We start from the raw sequence: 15,907 nt of genomic DNA, 5'->3' as shown, positions 1-15,907 counted from the left end.
GGTCGCGCAGCTGCTGCGCCTGCCCCGCCGCGGCGGCGAACAACGCACACCAGAAGAGCAGGACGCGCGGCGCGTGACGTCGCATCACACCACGAGCCACTGCTTGTCCAGCGACAGCGTGTACACGGTGACGACCAGACGCACTCTCGGGTAAGCGGTGGCGTCCATCGTCGCCTGGCCCCAGAACATCTGCACCGGCAGTTTCTCCAGCCGGGCGACATAGTCGAGCAGATCCAGGTAGCTGCCCTGCAGAGTCATCTCCAGCCCGTGCTTGTAGACGTTGCGCTCGGCCTGCGGGTCGCTTGCTTCCAGCAAGCCGGTCACCGGCAGGGTCTTGAGGCTGATCAGGCGCACCCGCCGGTTGCGGGTGAGCATCTCTTCGAGCACCGCCGCCATGCGCTGTGGCGCGACCAGGCCGCGATGCACGCCTTTGACTTCCGCGTCGAGGCGCTCGATCTGGCTACGCAGTTCCGCGATGCGGGCTCGCGTGTCGGCGTCGGGGTCCTGCGCCAGCCGCCGAACCATCTCCGCAGCCTGGGCGCGCGCGGCGGCCGCGTCGGCGCGGGCCTGCGACACCTGTTTGTGCAGCTGCGCTGCCTGCTTGAACCGGCTCTCGACCGCGGAGACGCCAAGAGCCAGGATGGCCAAGACGCCGCCGAGCAGGATCACCAGCTTCTCGCGCCGCGCCAGCCGCGCGAAGCGATCCTCCAGCGCGCGCCACTGCGCCATCACGGCTGCTCCCCGCGCCCGGTCGCCGACGGCATCGTCGCGAGCCGGAACTCGATGTAGGGTGGCGCTTCCCCCGTCTCGGCCGCGGGACGCTGCATCTGCAGCTCGGCGAATGCGTGGCCCTTGAGCATCGCTTCGCGATTGAGCCGTTGCACGTAGTCGGGCACCAGTTCCGGACTCAATGCACGCCCTTCGAGGACCACGTCCTGCCCGGCGCCGGCGAGCCGGAAACGGGTCAGCCACACGCCTTCGAACGACTGCCGGGCGAATGCCCGCATGTATTCGGAGAACCCGTCCGTGTTGCCGATGATCCCTCCGCGCAGCGTGCGCATCACTTCCTGGCGACCGGCGAGCTCTGCTTCGAGGCGCGCAGCCGCGGCCGCGAGCGCCGGATCGCGCTGACGCGAGCCGACCTGAGCCGACAAGCGACTCAACTCGGTCTGCGCCGCGGTGCGTGCTGCAGCCTCCTTCTGGAGTTCGGCGCCGAGTGCCGACACTCTGAGGCTGGCGAGTGCCGCCGCGAGCGCCACGAGCAGCACAGCGCATCCCCAGACGATCACCAGTCCAGGCAGCGAGAGAAGTTCGCGCTTCTTCTCCAGCGCCGCATTGTAGAGATTGATCTGCTGGGTCACTGCAGCGCCTCTTCCCTGAGCGCCGCGCCGAGCGCCAGAAAGCTTCGGGACTGATTCTCCGGCACAGCCAGGTCGGGCACCTCTTGCAGGTCCAGCACCGCCTCGAGCCGCGCCACCTCGACCGGAACGTAGAGGTTTTGCGCCAGATGGGCATGCAGCCCGACCTCTTCGGGCATCGGAGCGAGCAGCAGCCTGGCCACCGGCAGCGCGCTGAACTGGCGCTCGAAATGATCGAGCGAGCGTTGCACCTCCAGCACGATGCGTTCGAACAGTTGCGCCCTCAGGTCTCCTTGAGCCGCTGCCATGGCCGCGAGGCCGGTTTCGATCGTCCGCGCCACGTACAACTCGCCGCCGCAGGTAAAAGTGAGCAGTCCGCGCTGTTCCGTGAACGAGAGCAGCGCCAGCGCACGGCGCTCGACCTCGAACAATGCCGCAAGGTTGCGCTGTGCCATCTCCGGAATGTCGATGACCGCGAGTGGCAGCCGGGCCTGAGCGAAGAGATTCATGCAGGCGCCGATTCTTTCGTTCGACGCGGCCACCGCATAGAGCAAGCGCGCCCGGGTCGGGGCAGCGGGATCGGAAGGGACGAAGAAGACGTCCACCGTCGCCGCATCGACCGGATAATCCAGGGCGTCCTTCAGCCGCCAACGAGTCGCCGCCTTGATCTCCGGCTCCGGGACATTGGGCGCCTCCAGCAGTTGCAGGCGGTAGTCTGTACTTGGGAGCAGTGTCGCGCAGCGATGGCGGTCGAGGTGCAGGCGCTTGCGTGCCTGGGAAAGCGTCTCCAGTTCGTTTCCCCGGTTGGGGAAGGAGGTGCACAGCTCGACCCTGGGCCGCAGGCCAGTGCGCGCGATGCGCGCCACGTCCACCCGATCGGACTGCAGATGAACCGCTGTCAGACCGGAGCTTCTTTTACGCCCGAGCATCTCGTTTCCGGAGTTTAATTGTGGCGCGAAAATAGACGAATAAACCCTTGTCGTCAATGAATAATCCGCGACCGCAGCCCGTCCTAGTAGATCTCGCGGAAGTAAATGAACTCGTCGGCATTCCGGTAGATTCCGAAAGTCGCCCGCGAAACCGGGTCATCGTCGAAAGCGCCACTGCCCCAGTTGCTCCTGAGATACGGGAGATTTGCGCTCGTGGCATCGACGTAACCGGCCGGACCCTGACTGGTGCAGGTCTTCGCGACGCTGGTTGCGGCGCCCAGATTCACCGTCAGATTCACGCTGCCGTTATAGGCGCCGCCCGGCTTGAGCAGTCGCAGATTCACGCCGCTGGCGAGCTGGCCGTTCTGGAACTGGATCTGAGCGCTGTCGATCCTCAGCGCGGTCTTGCAATCGGCGATCGGGACCAGGTTCGATGTCGCGTTGTCGATGCCGATCGCAGTGGCATCCAGTCGCGTGCAACTGTCGGCGGAGTTGCGCACGAACCCGGTACCGGTGTAGTGCTGGGTCTCCAGACGCAGCGGAAGATCGAGCAGTGTGGTGCCCGAGGCGTTGAAACTGCGCAGCCGTCCGAAGCGCACTTCGGTATTCGCACCCACCTGCTGATGGTCGTTGCCCCCGGCGCCGTCGACGTCCATGTCGTAGTCCGACGCGCGCAGGCGTACCGCATCGGAATCCGCGGGCGCGATGCCGATACGGGTCGCGACGTAGGGTCCGTCGGGCGCGGCTGCACGATCGATGGCGAGCGTGGCGCCGATGCTCGCCGCGCCGAACACGAAGCTTCCGCTCGCCGCGGGCGACCCGATGCGCGCAGTCAGGTCGGTCGTCCCCGAAAGCGCCCCCAATCCGAGCTGAGCGACGGTCGCCGGATCGAGCTTCGCGAAACCGTTGGCGGTGCCGTAATTCTGGGTCACGGCATTCGCGCTGTTGCGCGCCTGCAGGGTGAAAGACAGGCCCAGCCTTTCGCCCAGATACGTGAAGCTCGATGCCGGCGCGCACGCGAGCGCGGCGCGGTTGGTCAGCGTTGCACCCGGCGCGAGGAAGAAATGGTCCGGAATGAAGCGGCCGAGCGGACCAACAGTGCCGACCGCATTCCCGCCATCGCCGAGGTAATTGCCGCCGGTCAGGGCAGCATCCAGCGCGATGCTGCCCACCTCGCTCCAGGACATGGCGTTGGTCCGGGAACCGCCGGCGAAGCCTGAGAACAGGGCTCCAGTCAGACTGCCCGACGCGCCGCCCGCCGGAGCCACCAGTGTATGGGTCAATGTCACGCTCTCCGCCGGCGTTTCCTGTCCGAAGTTGGGCAGCACGAGGTTGTCGGCCAGGTTCGCACCGCTGTCCGGCATGCCGTCGTTGTTGGCGTCGTCACCGGCTTGCCAGCCGACCGCAGTCACCGTCACGTCGAAGTTCTCGCCGGCTTTTTTGAACACCGAGCCCGCCGGACCGGTCACGCCGGGAATACCCGGTCCGCTCAGATGGAACGCGAAGGGCCGCACGGCAAATGGGTTCGAGGCGCCCGTCATCTCGAAACCCGCGACCGCGGTGTCCAGGTCGTAGCGCGCGTGCAGCAACATTCGCCCGGCGTCCGGGTAGGTGATCGAGAGATCGGCTTCCGACGAGGCATTGAACGCCAGCGAGATGCCGGTATAGGCCGCCGCGCCGGCGCCGCCGTTGTCGTTGCTCGTCGCGATGTTCGTGCCGTTGATGTTGACCTGGCGGCCGGCGCACGACGCAGCATTGTTGCACTCCGCCCCCAAATCGACGGTGCGCGACTGGCTGCCGAACAGACCGGTGCAGGCGCCCGTCGCCGTGTCGGTGCGAATCGCGCGCAGGCGGATGGTCCTGGCGCCAAAGCCGGCATTCGATGGCTTGGCGGCGATCTGGGCGGGGATGAGCGTCGTCGCGTCGGTGACGTTGCGGAACTGGAACCCGGCCTGCGCCATGGTGAAGGGCGGATCGTCGCCGGCGTTGGCGCTGCCGCTGGATTCCGAGAAACCGCCGCCCGAGACGTTGAAGCTGAAGGTTTCCGAAGCAGTGGCGAGGTTCGCATAGCGGAAGGTCAGACTGACCGAATTGGAGCCGGCCGCAAAGGTATACGTGGCCGCTCCGTCGCCCGCGGTCGGATCGGAGAGCGCGCCACCGCCCGCCACGATGCCGGTCCACGTGCCCCGCCCGTTGCTGGTGGACAGCGCAACCGTCAGGCCGTTGGCGCTTACCGGATTGTGGCTGGCATTGTGCGCGGTGATGGTGATGGTCTGGTCCTCGCACGCCACGCCGCTTGCGCTGTGCGAGATCGAGAAGTGGTCGAGCGTGGGCGCCGGACGCAGCGCCAGCGCGTGGGTGGCGCCGGAGTCGGCGGCGGGCGCGGGCGCGGCATAGCTCGCGGTTCGCGTTCCGGTCGCCCCGGTGCCCGCCAGCAGCTCCGTGTTTATCTGGATGGACAGTCCGAGATCATCCGGCGGTGCAAGCGAGGCGATGTCCACGCGCTCCGTCATTCCGGCGGGCGGAGTCCAGAAGCTCGAGGAGTTCGACGAATGGGTCGTCAGCAGCCAGGCATTGGCTACCGTTCCGACGTCGAGGCTCGGCGCGGCATGGGAGGTCGAGGAAGCGGTGGCCTGTCCCACGGATGTGATGATCGGGCTCGCGTTGTCCACTCCGGAGAAGGAGACGATGCCGCCCGCCGCGCCGTTTTGTGCCGGCGGTCCATTGATCAGCCAGGTATAGCTGGCGGGCTCCGCTCCGGCCGCAACCCTGCGGTAGACGAACAGGCGATTGCCGAAGCCGCCGGTGCCTCCACCGGTGGTCTGATCCACCTGATCGACCAGCGTCCAGCCCGCCGGCGCAGTGACGGCCATGGTGCAGGCGCCCCCGCTGGCGCTGCTGCAGGGGCGCACCGTGACCGACGCGATCATGACGTCGTTGGCCACCGTGCCCGCCGGCACGTTGATCGTGAGCCGTGTGTTCTTGGCGCGCAGCGCGAACACCGTGCCGTGGTTGGGATCCGAGCCCCGGTCCTTGGTAATCGTGTACGGTCCCGCGCTGCCCGGCCCGGTCTGACTGGCGTAATACAGCGCTATGGCCACGTCATTGCCGGTCGTTGTGCGCGAGGTATAGGCCTGCGTGAAGCCGCCGAGTGCACCGAACGTATCGTCATCGGTGCTGTGCGCGGTCGCGACCAGCATCGCTCCGGAGTAGTTCGTCGTCTCGCTGCCGGTGGTGACGGTGTTCGCGTTCTGGTAGGACCAGTTCGTGCCCGCCAGCGGCGCCGTCATGAACGGGCTGAGCGCATCGACTCCGGTGAAGCGCGAGATGCGCGCGGCGAGCACGTTGCAGGTGCCCGACTGGGTGATCGTGTTGGGGTCGCCGCCGGTGGCGATCCGCCAGTAAATGGCCGAGGTCAGCGTGCCGACCGGGTTGTGCTGGAAAAGCACGTTCCAGCCGGGCATGGAAAGCGTGGGCGAAGCGCCGGAAGCCACCAGGGCCACGAGCAGATCTCCCGCGGCAGTCCCCGCCGGCAGCGACGGGCTGATCGAGCCGCAGTTTCCGCGCGTCGCGAAAGCACCCTGCCCGCCGTAAGCGATGGTCGAGGATTCGGGCACCGCTGCCGAAGCCGCGCCGCGGAAGGCGATCTGCGCCTGCGCCGAAGCTGCGGACAACGCGACGCCGATCAGCGCCAGCCACCAGGCAGCGCGACCGCTCGCGCACGGCGCCGCGCCCCGGCCGCAACTTCTGCCCGGCGCGGTCGACGAGCCTCGCGAGCGCGCCGCGAGGATACCCTGCGGGACAGGGATTCGTGGCGATTCGGTGGTGACGGAGCGCATGACGGCGATCATGGTCCGGGCCTGTCCACGGTGGCTTGCAACTGCCGTTCCACGTAGAACTGGCCGCGCAGCCCTGGGCAGCTCGCGCCGCTTGGCTGATTGCAGGCCGTCGCGGTGATGAGATAGACGTGCCCGGTCGATCCGGACTCGTCGTAGGCCGTGTCCGAACACTGCACCGTCACCGTGAACTCTGAGAGGCCGGCCGGAAGTGCGAACGAGGTGCTCGCCGCGCAACTGTTGTCGCGCAGCACCCGGTATGCGCCCCATTCCACGCCGGCCCGGGCCGCCTGGTACGCCTTGGCACCCTGCACGTCGAGCGTGCCGCGTCCCTGCTCCAGATTGCTCAAGCTCAGCAGGAACGCGGCCAGCGCGGCCAGGATCACCAGAATGAAGACCGCGGTCGCCAACGCGAAACCGCGGGAGCGTTTGCATGCCGTGCGCTCAGGGCACATTGCTGACGTGGGCCTGCACCGCGAGGCTGACGGTCTCCCCGCTCGCGGCAAGCTGCAAGGAGATCAGTACGGCGCCGGCCCGTTGCGCGACGTTCTGCGCCGAGTAGTCGAATGAACAGCCGGTCACCTTGTCGGCGAGCAGTGCGCTGTCTGCGCTCGACCGGCTGCCTTGCGCGCTGATGAAGCCGTAGTTCCACACGCGCACGAGTTGCCCCAGGGCAAGGTCGCACTGATAGGTCACCGGCTGCTGCACGACCTGGAAACGGCGCGCCGGCGAGTCGAACGGCAGGCGCTGCACCGAGACCATGTTGATCGTCGAGACCGCACCGCTCGCACCGGAATAGGCGCGGCGCACGTCGCCCACCGTCGCTGCGCCGGAATAGGCATCGGCCCCGGGAAGCCCGAGGTTGTACACCACCACCCACAAAGCGCCCGCCGGCAGATCGATGCCCGGCCCTACGATGTCGAACGAGGTATCGGCAGCGGAGAAATCCAGCGGGTTGCCGGCCCCGGCTCCGGTGCGCTCCGCGCGGTAACGCGCTCCCGCCACCACCGGGATGAATTCGAGGCAGGCCGTGGCCGGCGCGCAAGGCGAGAGCGTTCGCACGCTGTTGGGCAGGGCCGCTCGCAGATCGCGCACGATGCGGCGCAGCGCGGTATCCGCGGCATCGGCCAGTTCGGCACGGCTGGCGCTCGCCACATAACCCTGCACCGGCGCGCGCACGAACACGGCGATCACCGCCGCGATGATCGCCACGATCGCGATCACGATGATCGCTTCGGTCAGGGTGAATCCTCGGGGGGCGCGGGCAGGCTGCGCCGGCGAGGAAGCAAACCCGAGCCGTCTCACGGCACCGACCTCGGTGAGTAACGGGTCCGGAACCCGGACAACGCGAAGGACTGCCCGCCGGGACCGCTGACCGTCACGGTAATGGCGAGCGATTCGCTGGCTGGGATGCCGTTCAGGCTCAATTGCTGCACGTCGATCGATGCCGAATAGCCGGCGAGACCCGGTATCGCATTGCCTGCGATGTCGGTCAGCGGATCGATCGTGAGCGGGCCGCCGGCGAGCCGATAGTCGCTGACGTTGTCCAACGGCGTGATGTTGCCCCCGCGGGTCTCCGCGCCCTCCGGTCCCAGGCCTTCCACCACCGTACAGCTGGCGGTGGAGGTCGCGGTCGCGGCGTTGGGATCGTCCGGATCGCAGAATGTGAACGGCATGAGCTGAACTTCCTCCAGCAGCGCCTCCGCAACGGCGGTGAGCTGCTTGGTCACGAGGGGATCCGCGCTTCTGCGCACGACGGTGTTGAACACGCCGAGCACGCCCGCCAGCCCCACCGAAACGATCACGATGAAGACCAGCAGCTCGACCAGCGTGATTCCACCCGCGGCACGCTGCGGCCTGTCGCCGCTCTCTCGGCCGGCGCGATCAGGGATGCACATAGCCGGTCTCGCGCTCGATCGTGAAGCTGCGGCTGCCTTCGCCGCTGACCGAAACCGACACCGTGTGGGCTGCGTCCGGCGCCGGCCGGCCGAGGCCGTCGAAGCTGAACGCCGACGGGGCGATCGCGAAGCTTCCGCCCGTCGGCGGCACGATCACGAGCGCGCCGCCGCGACCCGGATCCTTCACCGGATCGACGCAGCCCGCATCGAAACAGGCCGCCAGGGATCCCGCGCTGAGGACCACGAACACGCTGCGGCGCTGGGCGATGGCGACCTTCTGGGCATAGCGCACCAGCGCCTGCGCCTGATCGAAGGCGCCGCGCGCCTCGAACGTGGAACGGGACAGGAAGCGCGCCCCGATCGCGACCGCGAGGATCGCGGTCACGACGATGACCACGACCAGCTCGGTCAGCGTGAATCCACGTTGTCCGCCCCGATCCACGCTGTCGTTCGCCCTTGGAGGCGCCGGCACGCGGGTCGCGTGCCGGCGCCTGCCCGGCAACCCTAGTTGGAGCAGACCACGACCGCGCTGACGCTCACGCTGTTGGGCGCGTTCAAGGTGCAGCTAATCACGTCGCCACCGGTCTGCTGGGCGCCGGTGCAGGTCGCCCCGGCCGCCAGAGAGTAGCCCGCGGGAAGGCCGCCCTGGATCAGGTTCGGGATGTCGGCATCGTTGCACGCGTTGATCGCGGCGCCCGCGGTGGCGCTGACGCGGCGCGCGGCGTAGTTCAGCGCGGTCGCTGCATTGACCGAACCGGCCACGCCCTGGGCCGCCGCGATTTGCGCCTCGTTCTGCAGGTTGATGAACTTGGGCAGGGCCGTCGCGGCCAGGATGCCCAAGATGATGATGACCACCACCAGCTCGATGAGGGTGAAACCGCTCTGCTTGACGTTCATTGGCTACTCCGTGGTTGAAGACATAGAGACGAGTCGATGCGTTGAAGCGACTGGATGGGTGCTGCGAAAAACGTCCATCAGCACTGGCTGACGTCGATGTTGAAGACGGGCGAGGTATTCGGCGCGGCAGGCGAGGTGTAGATCACCGAGCACTGGCCCGCGGTGCCGCCGTTGATGTCGATTCTCAGCGTGCTGCCGGCGGCCGCGCCGCCGCCCGATAGCGTCACCTGGTCGTTGGTCGGGTCGAGTTGCAACGCCGCGAGAATCCCGAGGTTGTCCGCGGTCGGATAGCCGTGGATCAGGTTCACTGCCTGCCCTTCCATGAACACGGTCGCGGCGCCGTTGGTCGTGGTGTTCGTGGTCAACGCTTGTGCATGGGCCAGCGCGGCCGCCGAGCGGATGCCGCCGAAGATCGCCTGCGCTTTTCCTTCGCGTGCCTGAACCTGCAGCGCGATATAGCGCGGCAGCGCGAGCGCCGCGAGGATGGCTATGACCGACAGCGTCACCACCAACTCGATCAGCGTGAACCCCTTTGCCTGACGTTTCATTCGTTCAAACCCCCTGTCGAGTGCTTCGACTTCAGTGAATGCGCGTGCAGCTTGCATGCCAAACACCCTAGAACCAGCGGTAATCGTTGACGATCACCAGTGCCACCCACTCCGGCTCCGCTTTCTTCCCGGCCGGAACCACGCGCGCCTGGATGCGCATCGCCCGCAGGCGCACCGTGTAGTCGCGATAGACCGAAGGCGTGAAGAACCGCCGGTTGTTCGCCGTGTAGACGAGTTCCTGACGCCCGCGGTCGAAGTACCATTTGCCCCGCGGCTCCTCTTGCGGCGGCCCATCGAGCTCACCGAGGTAGTTCCCCGGTTCGCGATCGAGCCAGCGCACGGGGTTTTCTTCCGCCAGTGTCGAAATCTCCGACACGCGATCCGCGATGAGCAGGTCGGCGACTCGGGAGCGCAGCCCGGCGCGCATCGCTGCAATGGTCAAATCCATCGCGACCTTTTCGGCATATTCCTGGTAGAAGGCCAACCGTTCGAGCAGCACACCGGCCACGATGGCGATGATGGACACGGCCAGCAGCAGTTCGAAGCGGCTGGCGCCGACCTGACGTCGTACGGCAGTCGAATTGCGCATCGCGTCATCGCTTGAGCGCCGCCTGGCCGAGGTCCCAGATCGGCAGGAACACGCCCAGCGCGAGCAGCAGCACGAGCACGCCCAGGCCCACGATCAGGATGGGCTCGATCTGCGCGCCCAGGGTCTTCAGATCGTATTCGACCTCACGCTGATACATGTCCGCGATCTCGCCCATCATGTCGTCGAGCGCGCCGGATTCTTCTCCCACCATCATCATCTGCAGCACCACCGGGGTGAAGATGCCGGCGCCCGCCGCGGTGCGCAGCACCGACTCGCCGCGCTCCACACCTTCGCGCATGCGTTCGATGCGACCTCCGATGTGGGCGTTGTCCACCGTCTGCGCAACCAGCGTGAGGCCCTGCACGATCGGCACGCCGCTGCGGATCGCGAGCGCGAAACTGCGCGCGAAGCGCGCCAGCGCTGCCTTGAGCACGATCTTGCCGGCGACCGGAACGCGCAGCTTGACCTGGTCCCAGATCAACCGCCCGCGCTCGCTTCGGATCCAGGCGCGGAAACCGGCAACCGCAGCCACCAGGCCGAGTCCCTGGAGCCACCAGGTCGCCTGCATGAATTCGGAGAAGGCGATCAGGCCGCGCGTGAGCAACGGCAGCTCGGTGTCGAACCCGGCATAGACCCTGGCGAAGGCCGGGATCACGAACAGGTTCACGATCACGATGGCGAGCGCCATGGTCACGAGCACGATGGTGGGGTAGCGTAGCGCGGAGCGGACCTGCCGGCGCATGAACTCCTGGAACTCCAGGTGGTGGAAGAGGCGCAGAAAAATCTCCTCCAGTCGCCCGGTGGTCTCGCCCACGTAGATCATCGCCACATAGAACGGGGAAAACACCCCGTGCTGGCGCTGCAGCGCCACGGACAGTGGCCGGCCGGCGTCGAGATTCTCGCGCACGCTCTGCAGCGTGTGGCGGAAGGTGGGATTGGTGGTCGACTCCTGCAGTCCGCCCAGCGCACGCATGATCGGCACACCGGCCTTGAGCAGCGTGTACATCTGCCGGCTGAAGAGCAGGAGATCTTCGTGCATCACCGGGCGCTCGGTGAGCCGCTGCAGGAAACCGCCGCTCGCGCGGCGGCGCGGACCCCGGGTCGCGGCGATCTCGACCGGCGTGACACCGCTGTCGAAGAGTTGAGCGGCCGCGGCACCCGAGTCGGCGGCTTCCAGCACACCCTGCACGAGCTGCCCCTCGGCGTTGCGTCCCTTGTAGGCGAAGTGGCTCACGATTCGTCGAGCTGGGTGCTCACCCGCATCGCCTCTTCGATGGTGGTGCGCCCTTCCAGCGCCAAAGCCATCGCGTGGTCCATCAGCGTCTCGCCTTCGATCTGGCGGCGCGCCGCAACCAGGAAGGCCGCCGGGTCCGGCTGGTTGGCGGCTTCGACCACCGGCCGGGTCATTTCCAGCATCTCGTAGACGCCGGTACGGCCCAGGTAACCGGTGCCGTTGCACTGCGTGCAGCCGCGCCCCTTGCGGAACCGACCTGTTTCGGCGCGGACGCCCAAGCTGGCGCGCAACCATTCGTGTTCCTGCGCGGTGGGGCGGTGCGCCTCGCCGCAGGTTTCGCACACCAGCCGCACCAAGCGCTGGGCGACGACGACTTGCAGTGACATGGCCACCATGTAGCGCGGCGCCCCCATGTCGAGCAGGCGGATCGGCGTGCTGATCGAGTCGTTGGTGTGCAGGGTCGAGAACACCAGATGCCCTGTGATCGCCGCGCGCAGCCCGGTCTCGACGGTGCCCTGGTCGCGCATCTCGCCGACCAGGATCACATCCGGATCCTGGCGCAGGGCGGTGCGCAGGATGCGCCCGAAGGTCAGCTCGATCTTCTCGTGCACCTGAACCTGGGTGATTCCCGGCAAGCGGTACTCCACCGGGTCCTCGACCGTGATGATCTTGCGCTCCGGGGTGTTGAGTTCCTCCAGCGCCGCGTACAGCGTCGTGGTCTTTCCACTGCCCGTCGGACCGGTGACGAGCACCATGCCGCTCGGGCGATGAATGATGCGGCGCAGCCGCTGCAGCATCGCGGGCGGCATGCCGATCTTGTCCAGCTTCAGGATTCCGCTGGATTGGTTGAGCAGCCGCATGACCACGGCTTCCCCGTGCTGCGTGGGCATGGTCGAGATGCGCACGTCGATCTGCGCGGCGCGCACCTTGACGTTGAAACGCCCGTCCTGCGGCAGGCGCTTCTCCGAGATATCCAGACCGGACATGAGCTTCAGGCGCAGCACCAGCGCAGACGCGATCTTCGCGTCCGCTTCGGTCTGGATGTGCAGCACCCCGTCGATGCGAAAGCGAATCTGCAGCCTCTTGTCCTGCGGCTCGATGTGAATGTCGGAGGCCCGCACCTGCACGGCGTCCTCGAACACCGTCTGCAGCAGCTTGACCACCGGCGCGTCCTCGATCCCGGGCGTCGGACCGATCCCCCCCAGATCGATCAGGGTCTCGCCCAGCTCCGCGCCCAGTTCCTGGGCGAGCCCGCTGATCTCCTCGGTGCGCCGGTAGAGGTTGTCGATGGTCTGCAGCAGCAAGGATTCGCTGACCACCGCAAGCTGGATGTCGCGCCTGAGCACGCGTGCGATCTCGTCGTAGGCAAAGAGGTCGGTGGGATCGGCCATGCCCACGCGGCACGCTTGACCGTCGTCCTCCAGCACCAGCGCGCGAAAGCGGCGCGCCAGGGTCTCCGGCAGACGCGTGGCCACTTCCGGCCGGAGGTTGAAATGTTTCAGGTCGATGAAAGGGATCCGGAGCTGGCGCGCAAGGGCGTCACCGATCTGATCCTCGGAGAGATAGCCGTTGTCGATCAGCACCCGCCCCAGCCGGCGCCCGCTGCGCTTCTGTTCGGTGAGCGCGCTCTGCAATTGCTCGTGCGTCAGCAATCCCTGCTGCAGGAGAATCTCGCCGAGGCGGATTTTCTCAGGCCGGCCCATCCAAGGGGCTTTCTTTAAGTAAAAGCTAAGTTATACGCTACAGGCTTTTGAATTCGCAAAGTAAACTGTTTCCGATCTGCTTGCAAGTACGCAAGTTTCATGTCGGGGGTGTCCCGTCGCTCTGGCGCAAAGGGGGCCCCAGTCCGCTCGCACGCACCGATTGCCGGCTGGGTGGCCGGCTTTGCCATTGCCGCCTTTCACCATCGGGCGATGGCAAGGCATCCAGGTTGCGCCGAGGGGCTTGAACAGTGCAAGGAATAAACAGCGAGTGCCTACTTACAGAGACCCGGGGCAGTGCCGGGGCAAGCCGCTACCGGCCGACCTGCTCCGCCTTGGGCTCGCGCTGGAGCAGCTCCTGCACGGCATCGAGCGGCGAAATCTGCCCGGAGAGCACCCGCGTCACGGCGCGCGTGATCGGCATATCGATCGACAGGGCCTGCGCGACACGCAGTACCTCCCGGGCCGTGAGCACGCCTTCTGCAACGTGGCCGAGCGAAGCCAGCACCCGGTCGAGCGGCTGACCTCGCGCCAGAGCGAGCCCGACTCGCCGGTTTCTGGAAAGATCGCTGGTGCATGTGAGCGCAAGATCGCCGATGCCCGACAGGCCCATGAACGTCTCCAGACGTCCGCCCAGCCGCAGCCCGAAGCGGGTGATTTCCGCCAGGCCGCGGGTCACCAGCGCCGCGCGCGCGCTGTGGCCGAGCGCCAGGCCGTCGCAGATGCCGGCGGCGATTGCGATCACGTTCTTGACTGCGCCGCCGATCTCGACGCCGACCAGATCTTCGCTCGAGTACACGCGCAGTCTCCCGGTGTGCAAGGCCAGCGCCGCTTCCGCAGCGAAGGCGCCGTCGGCGGAGGCGAGCGTGACGGCAGTGGGCAGCCCGCGCGCCACCTCCTCGGCAAAGCTCGGCCCGGAAAGCACTCCGGAGCGCGAGGCTCTTGGCAGCGTCGCGGCCGCGATCTCGTGGGGCAGACGATTCGTGCCCGTCTCGAAGCCCTTGCACACCCAGATCACGTCGCAACGCACGCCACTGCCGGCCACCTGCCCCAACGCGTCGCGCAGACCGGCCACGGGCGTGGCCGCCACGATCAGTTGCACATCGTCCAGCGCTTCGGCCAGACGTGAAGTCACCGTGACCGAAGGCGGCAACCTTATGCCTGGCAGGTAGCGTGCGTTCTCGCTTCGGGCGCGCAACTGCGAAGCCTGCCCGGGATCGCGACACCAAAGGCTGACGCGGTGCCGCTCGCTCTGCGCCACGGCGAGTGCGGTGCCCCAGGCGCCTGCGCCCAGCACCGCGAGTCTCATACGCCCCAGAGCTGCGAGAGTTTCAGATAGCCGCTGGCGCCATCGCGGTGGCGCACCTGCGCCCATCCGCCGACGATCGTCTGAAGTTCCAGAACCAGGCCCTGCTCGGCCTTGAAGACTGCGGGAGCACTGTCGTTCGGTGCCTGGCGAGCTTCCGCCGGTGTCTTCACCATGACCGTGCGCCGGTTCGAAAGGCTCTTCGCTTCGACCCAGCCGAAGGCGCCGCTGTCGTCGCGCACGCGCACCCAGCCGTCGGTGCCGATGATCACCTCCACCGGGTAGTCGCGCGACAAGACGAACAGCCGTGCCGAGTCTTTGGACGGTGCGTCGTAGAGGATGACGGCGGGCTCCGCCACCGAGCGGAACTCGATCGCCGCCACGGGCAGCGCCCAGGCCGCAAGCACGATTCCGATCAGCCCTCGCATGGCCGCTAGTGGGTCGTGCCGGCCGCGCTCTGCGATTGCTGGCGCCGCGCCTGGTAGATCGCCTCGAAGTTCATCGGGTGCAGGATCACGGGCGGGAATCCGGCGCGCGACACCGTATCCGAGATGACTTCGCGCAGGTACGGATAAAGAATGTTCGGGCAGGTCACGCCCAGCACCGGGTCGAGGTCCGCTGGCGCGATATTGCGGATCTGGAAAACGCCCCCGTAGCTCGCCTCCACGAGAAAGACGGTCTTGTCCTTGACCTTGGCGGTCACGGTGACCGTGAGCACCACCTCGAAGAAGTTCTCGTCGATGCGGTTCGCTGCGTTGTTCATCGACACCTCGATCTGCGGCGCTTCGCGCTCGAGGTAGATACGCGGCGCGTTCGGCACCTCCAGCGAAAGATCCTTGACGAACAGTTTCTCGATCGAAAAGGTCGGCTGGTTGTCTTGCTCGCTCATTTGCTTTCCTTTGCGTTGCCCTGCGACCCGGCGTGCCAGCCGTCGAGCAGGGGTGCGAGCCTCCCGCTGCGGTCGAGCGCGGACAGCTCCTCAAAACCCCCGACGTGAAATTCGCCGATGTAGATCTGCGGTACCGTGCGCCGCCCCGTCCGTTCCATCATCTCCATGCGCAGCTCCGGGTCGAGATCCACGCGGATCTTCTGAATTTCCACCACCCCTTTCGCGCGCAGCAGGCGTTCGGCCATCAGGCAGTACGGGCAGTAGGCCGTACAGTACATCCGCACGGCGCACTTCACTTTACTTTTCCACCGGCATATTGGCCTGCTGCCATGCGTTCATGCCGCCCGCCAGGACATACAGCTCGTTGAATCCGAGTTTCTTCAGCGCATTGAAGGCGGCGTGGGAACGCGTGCTGGTGGCGCAGGCGATGAGCACCGGCCTGCTCTTGAATTTCTCGAGGTCCTTGGCGCGCTTCTCGATCGCCGCCAAGGGAAAATTCCGGGCCCCCACGATGTGGCCTGAGCTGTATTCGCCGGGCTCGCGCACGTCGAGGACCACGGCATCCTTGCGATTGATCAACTGCACCGCTTCCAGCGGCCCGACCTCGCGCGCACCGCTGAGGCGCTTCGCGATCCACGGCCAGATCAGCATCCCGCCGCTGATCGTGGCGATGAGAAAAAGCCAGATGTTGTTCTGGACGAACTCCAAGAGAACCGCTCCGTG

18 protein-coding genes are annotated in these 15,907 nt (G+C 66.8%); all 18 read right to left on the bottom strand.

The features are described 5' to 3' along the window. Nucleotides 1-84: 84 nt before the first annotated feature. Nucleotides 85-729 (bottom strand): hypothetical protein, encoded by a 645-nt coding sequence (locus VNM24_16050; GenBank protein ID HWQ40096.1) that lies wholly within the window; start codon nucleotides 727-729, stop codon nucleotides 85-87. Beyond that, nucleotides 729-1,361, bottom strand: a complete 633-nt coding sequence (locus VNM24_16045; GenBank protein ID HWQ40095.1) for a PilN domain-containing protein — start codon at nucleotides 1,359-1,361, stop codon at nucleotides 729-731. The genes VNM24_16050 and VNM24_16045 overlap by 1 nt, the downstream gene beginning before the upstream one ends. Further along, complete coding sequence (locus VNM24_16040; protein HWQ40094.1) at nucleotides 1,358-2,287, bottom strand: agglutinin biogenesis protein MshI; 930 nt, start codon at nucleotides 2,285-2,287, stop codon at nucleotides 1,358-1,360. Before VNM24_16040 ends, VNM24_16045 begins: the two co-directional genes overlap by 4 nt. A gap of 83 nt (nucleotides 2,288-2,370) precedes the next feature. Then, complete coding sequence (locus VNM24_16035; protein ID HWQ40093.1) at nucleotides 2,371-6,138, bottom strand: DUF6701 domain-containing protein; 3,768 nt, start codon at nucleotides 6,136-6,138, stop codon at nucleotides 2,371-2,373. Beyond that, complete coding sequence (locus VNM24_16030) at nucleotides 6,135-6,533, bottom strand: agglutinin biogenesis protein MshP (protein ID HWQ40092.1); 399 nt, start codon at nucleotides 6,531-6,533, stop codon at nucleotides 6,135-6,137. The genes VNM24_16035 and VNM24_16030 overlap by 4 nt, the downstream gene beginning before the upstream one ends. A 34-nt stretch (nucleotides 6,534-6,567) precedes the next feature. Then, complete coding sequence (locus VNM24_16025; GenBank protein HWQ40091.1) at nucleotides 6,568-7,428, bottom strand: prepilin-type N-terminal cleavage/methylation domain-containing protein; 861 nt, start codon at nucleotides 7,426-7,428, stop codon at nucleotides 6,568-6,570. Continuing rightward, a complete protein-coding gene (locus tag VNM24_16020; GenBank protein ID HWQ40090.1) occupies nucleotides 7,425-8,021 on the bottom strand; it encodes a type II secretion system protein in 597 nt (198 codons plus the stop codon). The genes VNM24_16025 and VNM24_16020 overlap by 4 nt, the downstream gene beginning before the upstream one ends. Further along, entirely contained in the window at nucleotides 8,008-8,493 is a 486-nt protein-coding gene (locus tag VNM24_16015) for a prepilin-type N-terminal cleavage/methylation domain-containing protein (GenBank protein ID HWQ40089.1), read from the bottom strand. The genes VNM24_16020 and VNM24_16015 overlap by 14 nt, the downstream gene beginning before the upstream one ends. Before the next feature lie 32 nt (nucleotides 8,494-8,525). Further along, nucleotides 8,526-8,918, bottom strand: coding sequence for a type II secretion system protein (locus tag VNM24_16010; protein ID HWQ40088.1), 393 nt, complete (start codon nucleotides 8,916-8,918; stop codon nucleotides 8,526-8,528). Between the two features lie 77 nt (nucleotides 8,919-8,995). Then, nucleotides 8,996-9,523, bottom strand: a complete 528-nt coding sequence (locus tag VNM24_16005; protein HWQ40087.1) for a type II secretion system protein — start codon at nucleotides 9,521-9,523, stop codon at nucleotides 8,996-8,998. A 10-nt stretch (nucleotides 9,524-9,533) separates the two neighbouring features. Further along, nucleotides 9,534-10,055: a hypothetical protein gene (locus VNM24_16000; protein HWQ40086.1), complete on the bottom strand. Its 522-nt coding sequence runs from the start codon at nucleotides 10,053-10,055 to the stop codon at nucleotides 9,534-9,536. A 4-nt stretch (nucleotides 10,056-10,059) separates the two neighbouring features. Beyond that, complete coding sequence (locus tag VNM24_15995) at nucleotides 10,060-11,289, bottom strand: type II secretion system F family protein (GenBank protein ID HWQ40085.1); 1,230 nt, start codon at nucleotides 11,287-11,289, stop codon at nucleotides 10,060-10,062. Continuing rightward, nucleotides 11,286-12,992, bottom strand: a complete 1,707-nt coding sequence (locus tag VNM24_15990) for a GspE/PulE family protein (GenBank protein ID HWQ40084.1) — start codon at nucleotides 12,990-12,992, stop codon at nucleotides 11,286-11,288. Before VNM24_15990 ends, VNM24_15995 begins: the two co-directional genes overlap by 4 nt. Nucleotides 12,993-13,302: 310 nt before the next feature. After that, entirely contained in the window at nucleotides 13,303-14,298 is a 996-nt protein-coding gene (locus tag VNM24_15985; protein HWQ40083.1) for an NAD(P)H-dependent glycerol-3-phosphate dehydrogenase, read from the bottom strand. Then, the gene (locus VNM24_15980) at nucleotides 14,295-14,723 is read right to left on the bottom strand and encodes an SH3 domain-containing protein (protein HWQ40082.1); all 429 of its coding nucleotides are present in this window, start codon (nucleotides 14,721-14,723) and stop codon (nucleotides 14,295-14,297) included. The genes VNM24_15985 and VNM24_15980 overlap by 4 nt, the downstream gene beginning before the upstream one ends. 5 nt (nucleotides 14,724-14,728) lie before the next feature. After that, a complete protein-coding gene (secB, locus tag VNM24_15975; protein HWQ40081.1) occupies nucleotides 14,729-15,184 on the bottom strand; it encodes a protein-export chaperone SecB in 456 nt (151 codons plus the stop codon). Next, nucleotides 15,181-15,480, bottom strand: coding sequence for a glutaredoxin 3 (gene grxC / locus VNM24_15970; GenBank protein ID HWQ40080.1), 300 nt, complete (start codon nucleotides 15,478-15,480; stop codon nucleotides 15,181-15,183). Before grxC ends, secB begins: the two co-directional genes overlap by 4 nt. A 1-nt stretch (nucleotide 15,481) precedes the next feature. Then, on the bottom strand, nucleotides 15,482-15,892 hold the full coding sequence (locus VNM24_15965) for a rhodanese-like domain-containing protein (GenBank protein HWQ40079.1): 411 nt from the start codon (nucleotides 15,890-15,892) through the stop codon (nucleotides 15,482-15,484). Between the last annotated feature and the right edge of the window lie 15 nt (nucleotides 15,893-15,907).

The sequence above is a fragment of the Burkholderiales bacterium genome, assembly GCA_035560005.1.
In the GTDB taxonomy this organism is placed as follows: domain Bacteria; phylum Pseudomonadota; class Gammaproteobacteria; order Burkholderiales; family Eutrophovitaceae; genus DASRFY01.
This window is presented reverse-complemented; position numbering and strand designations above follow the sequence as displayed.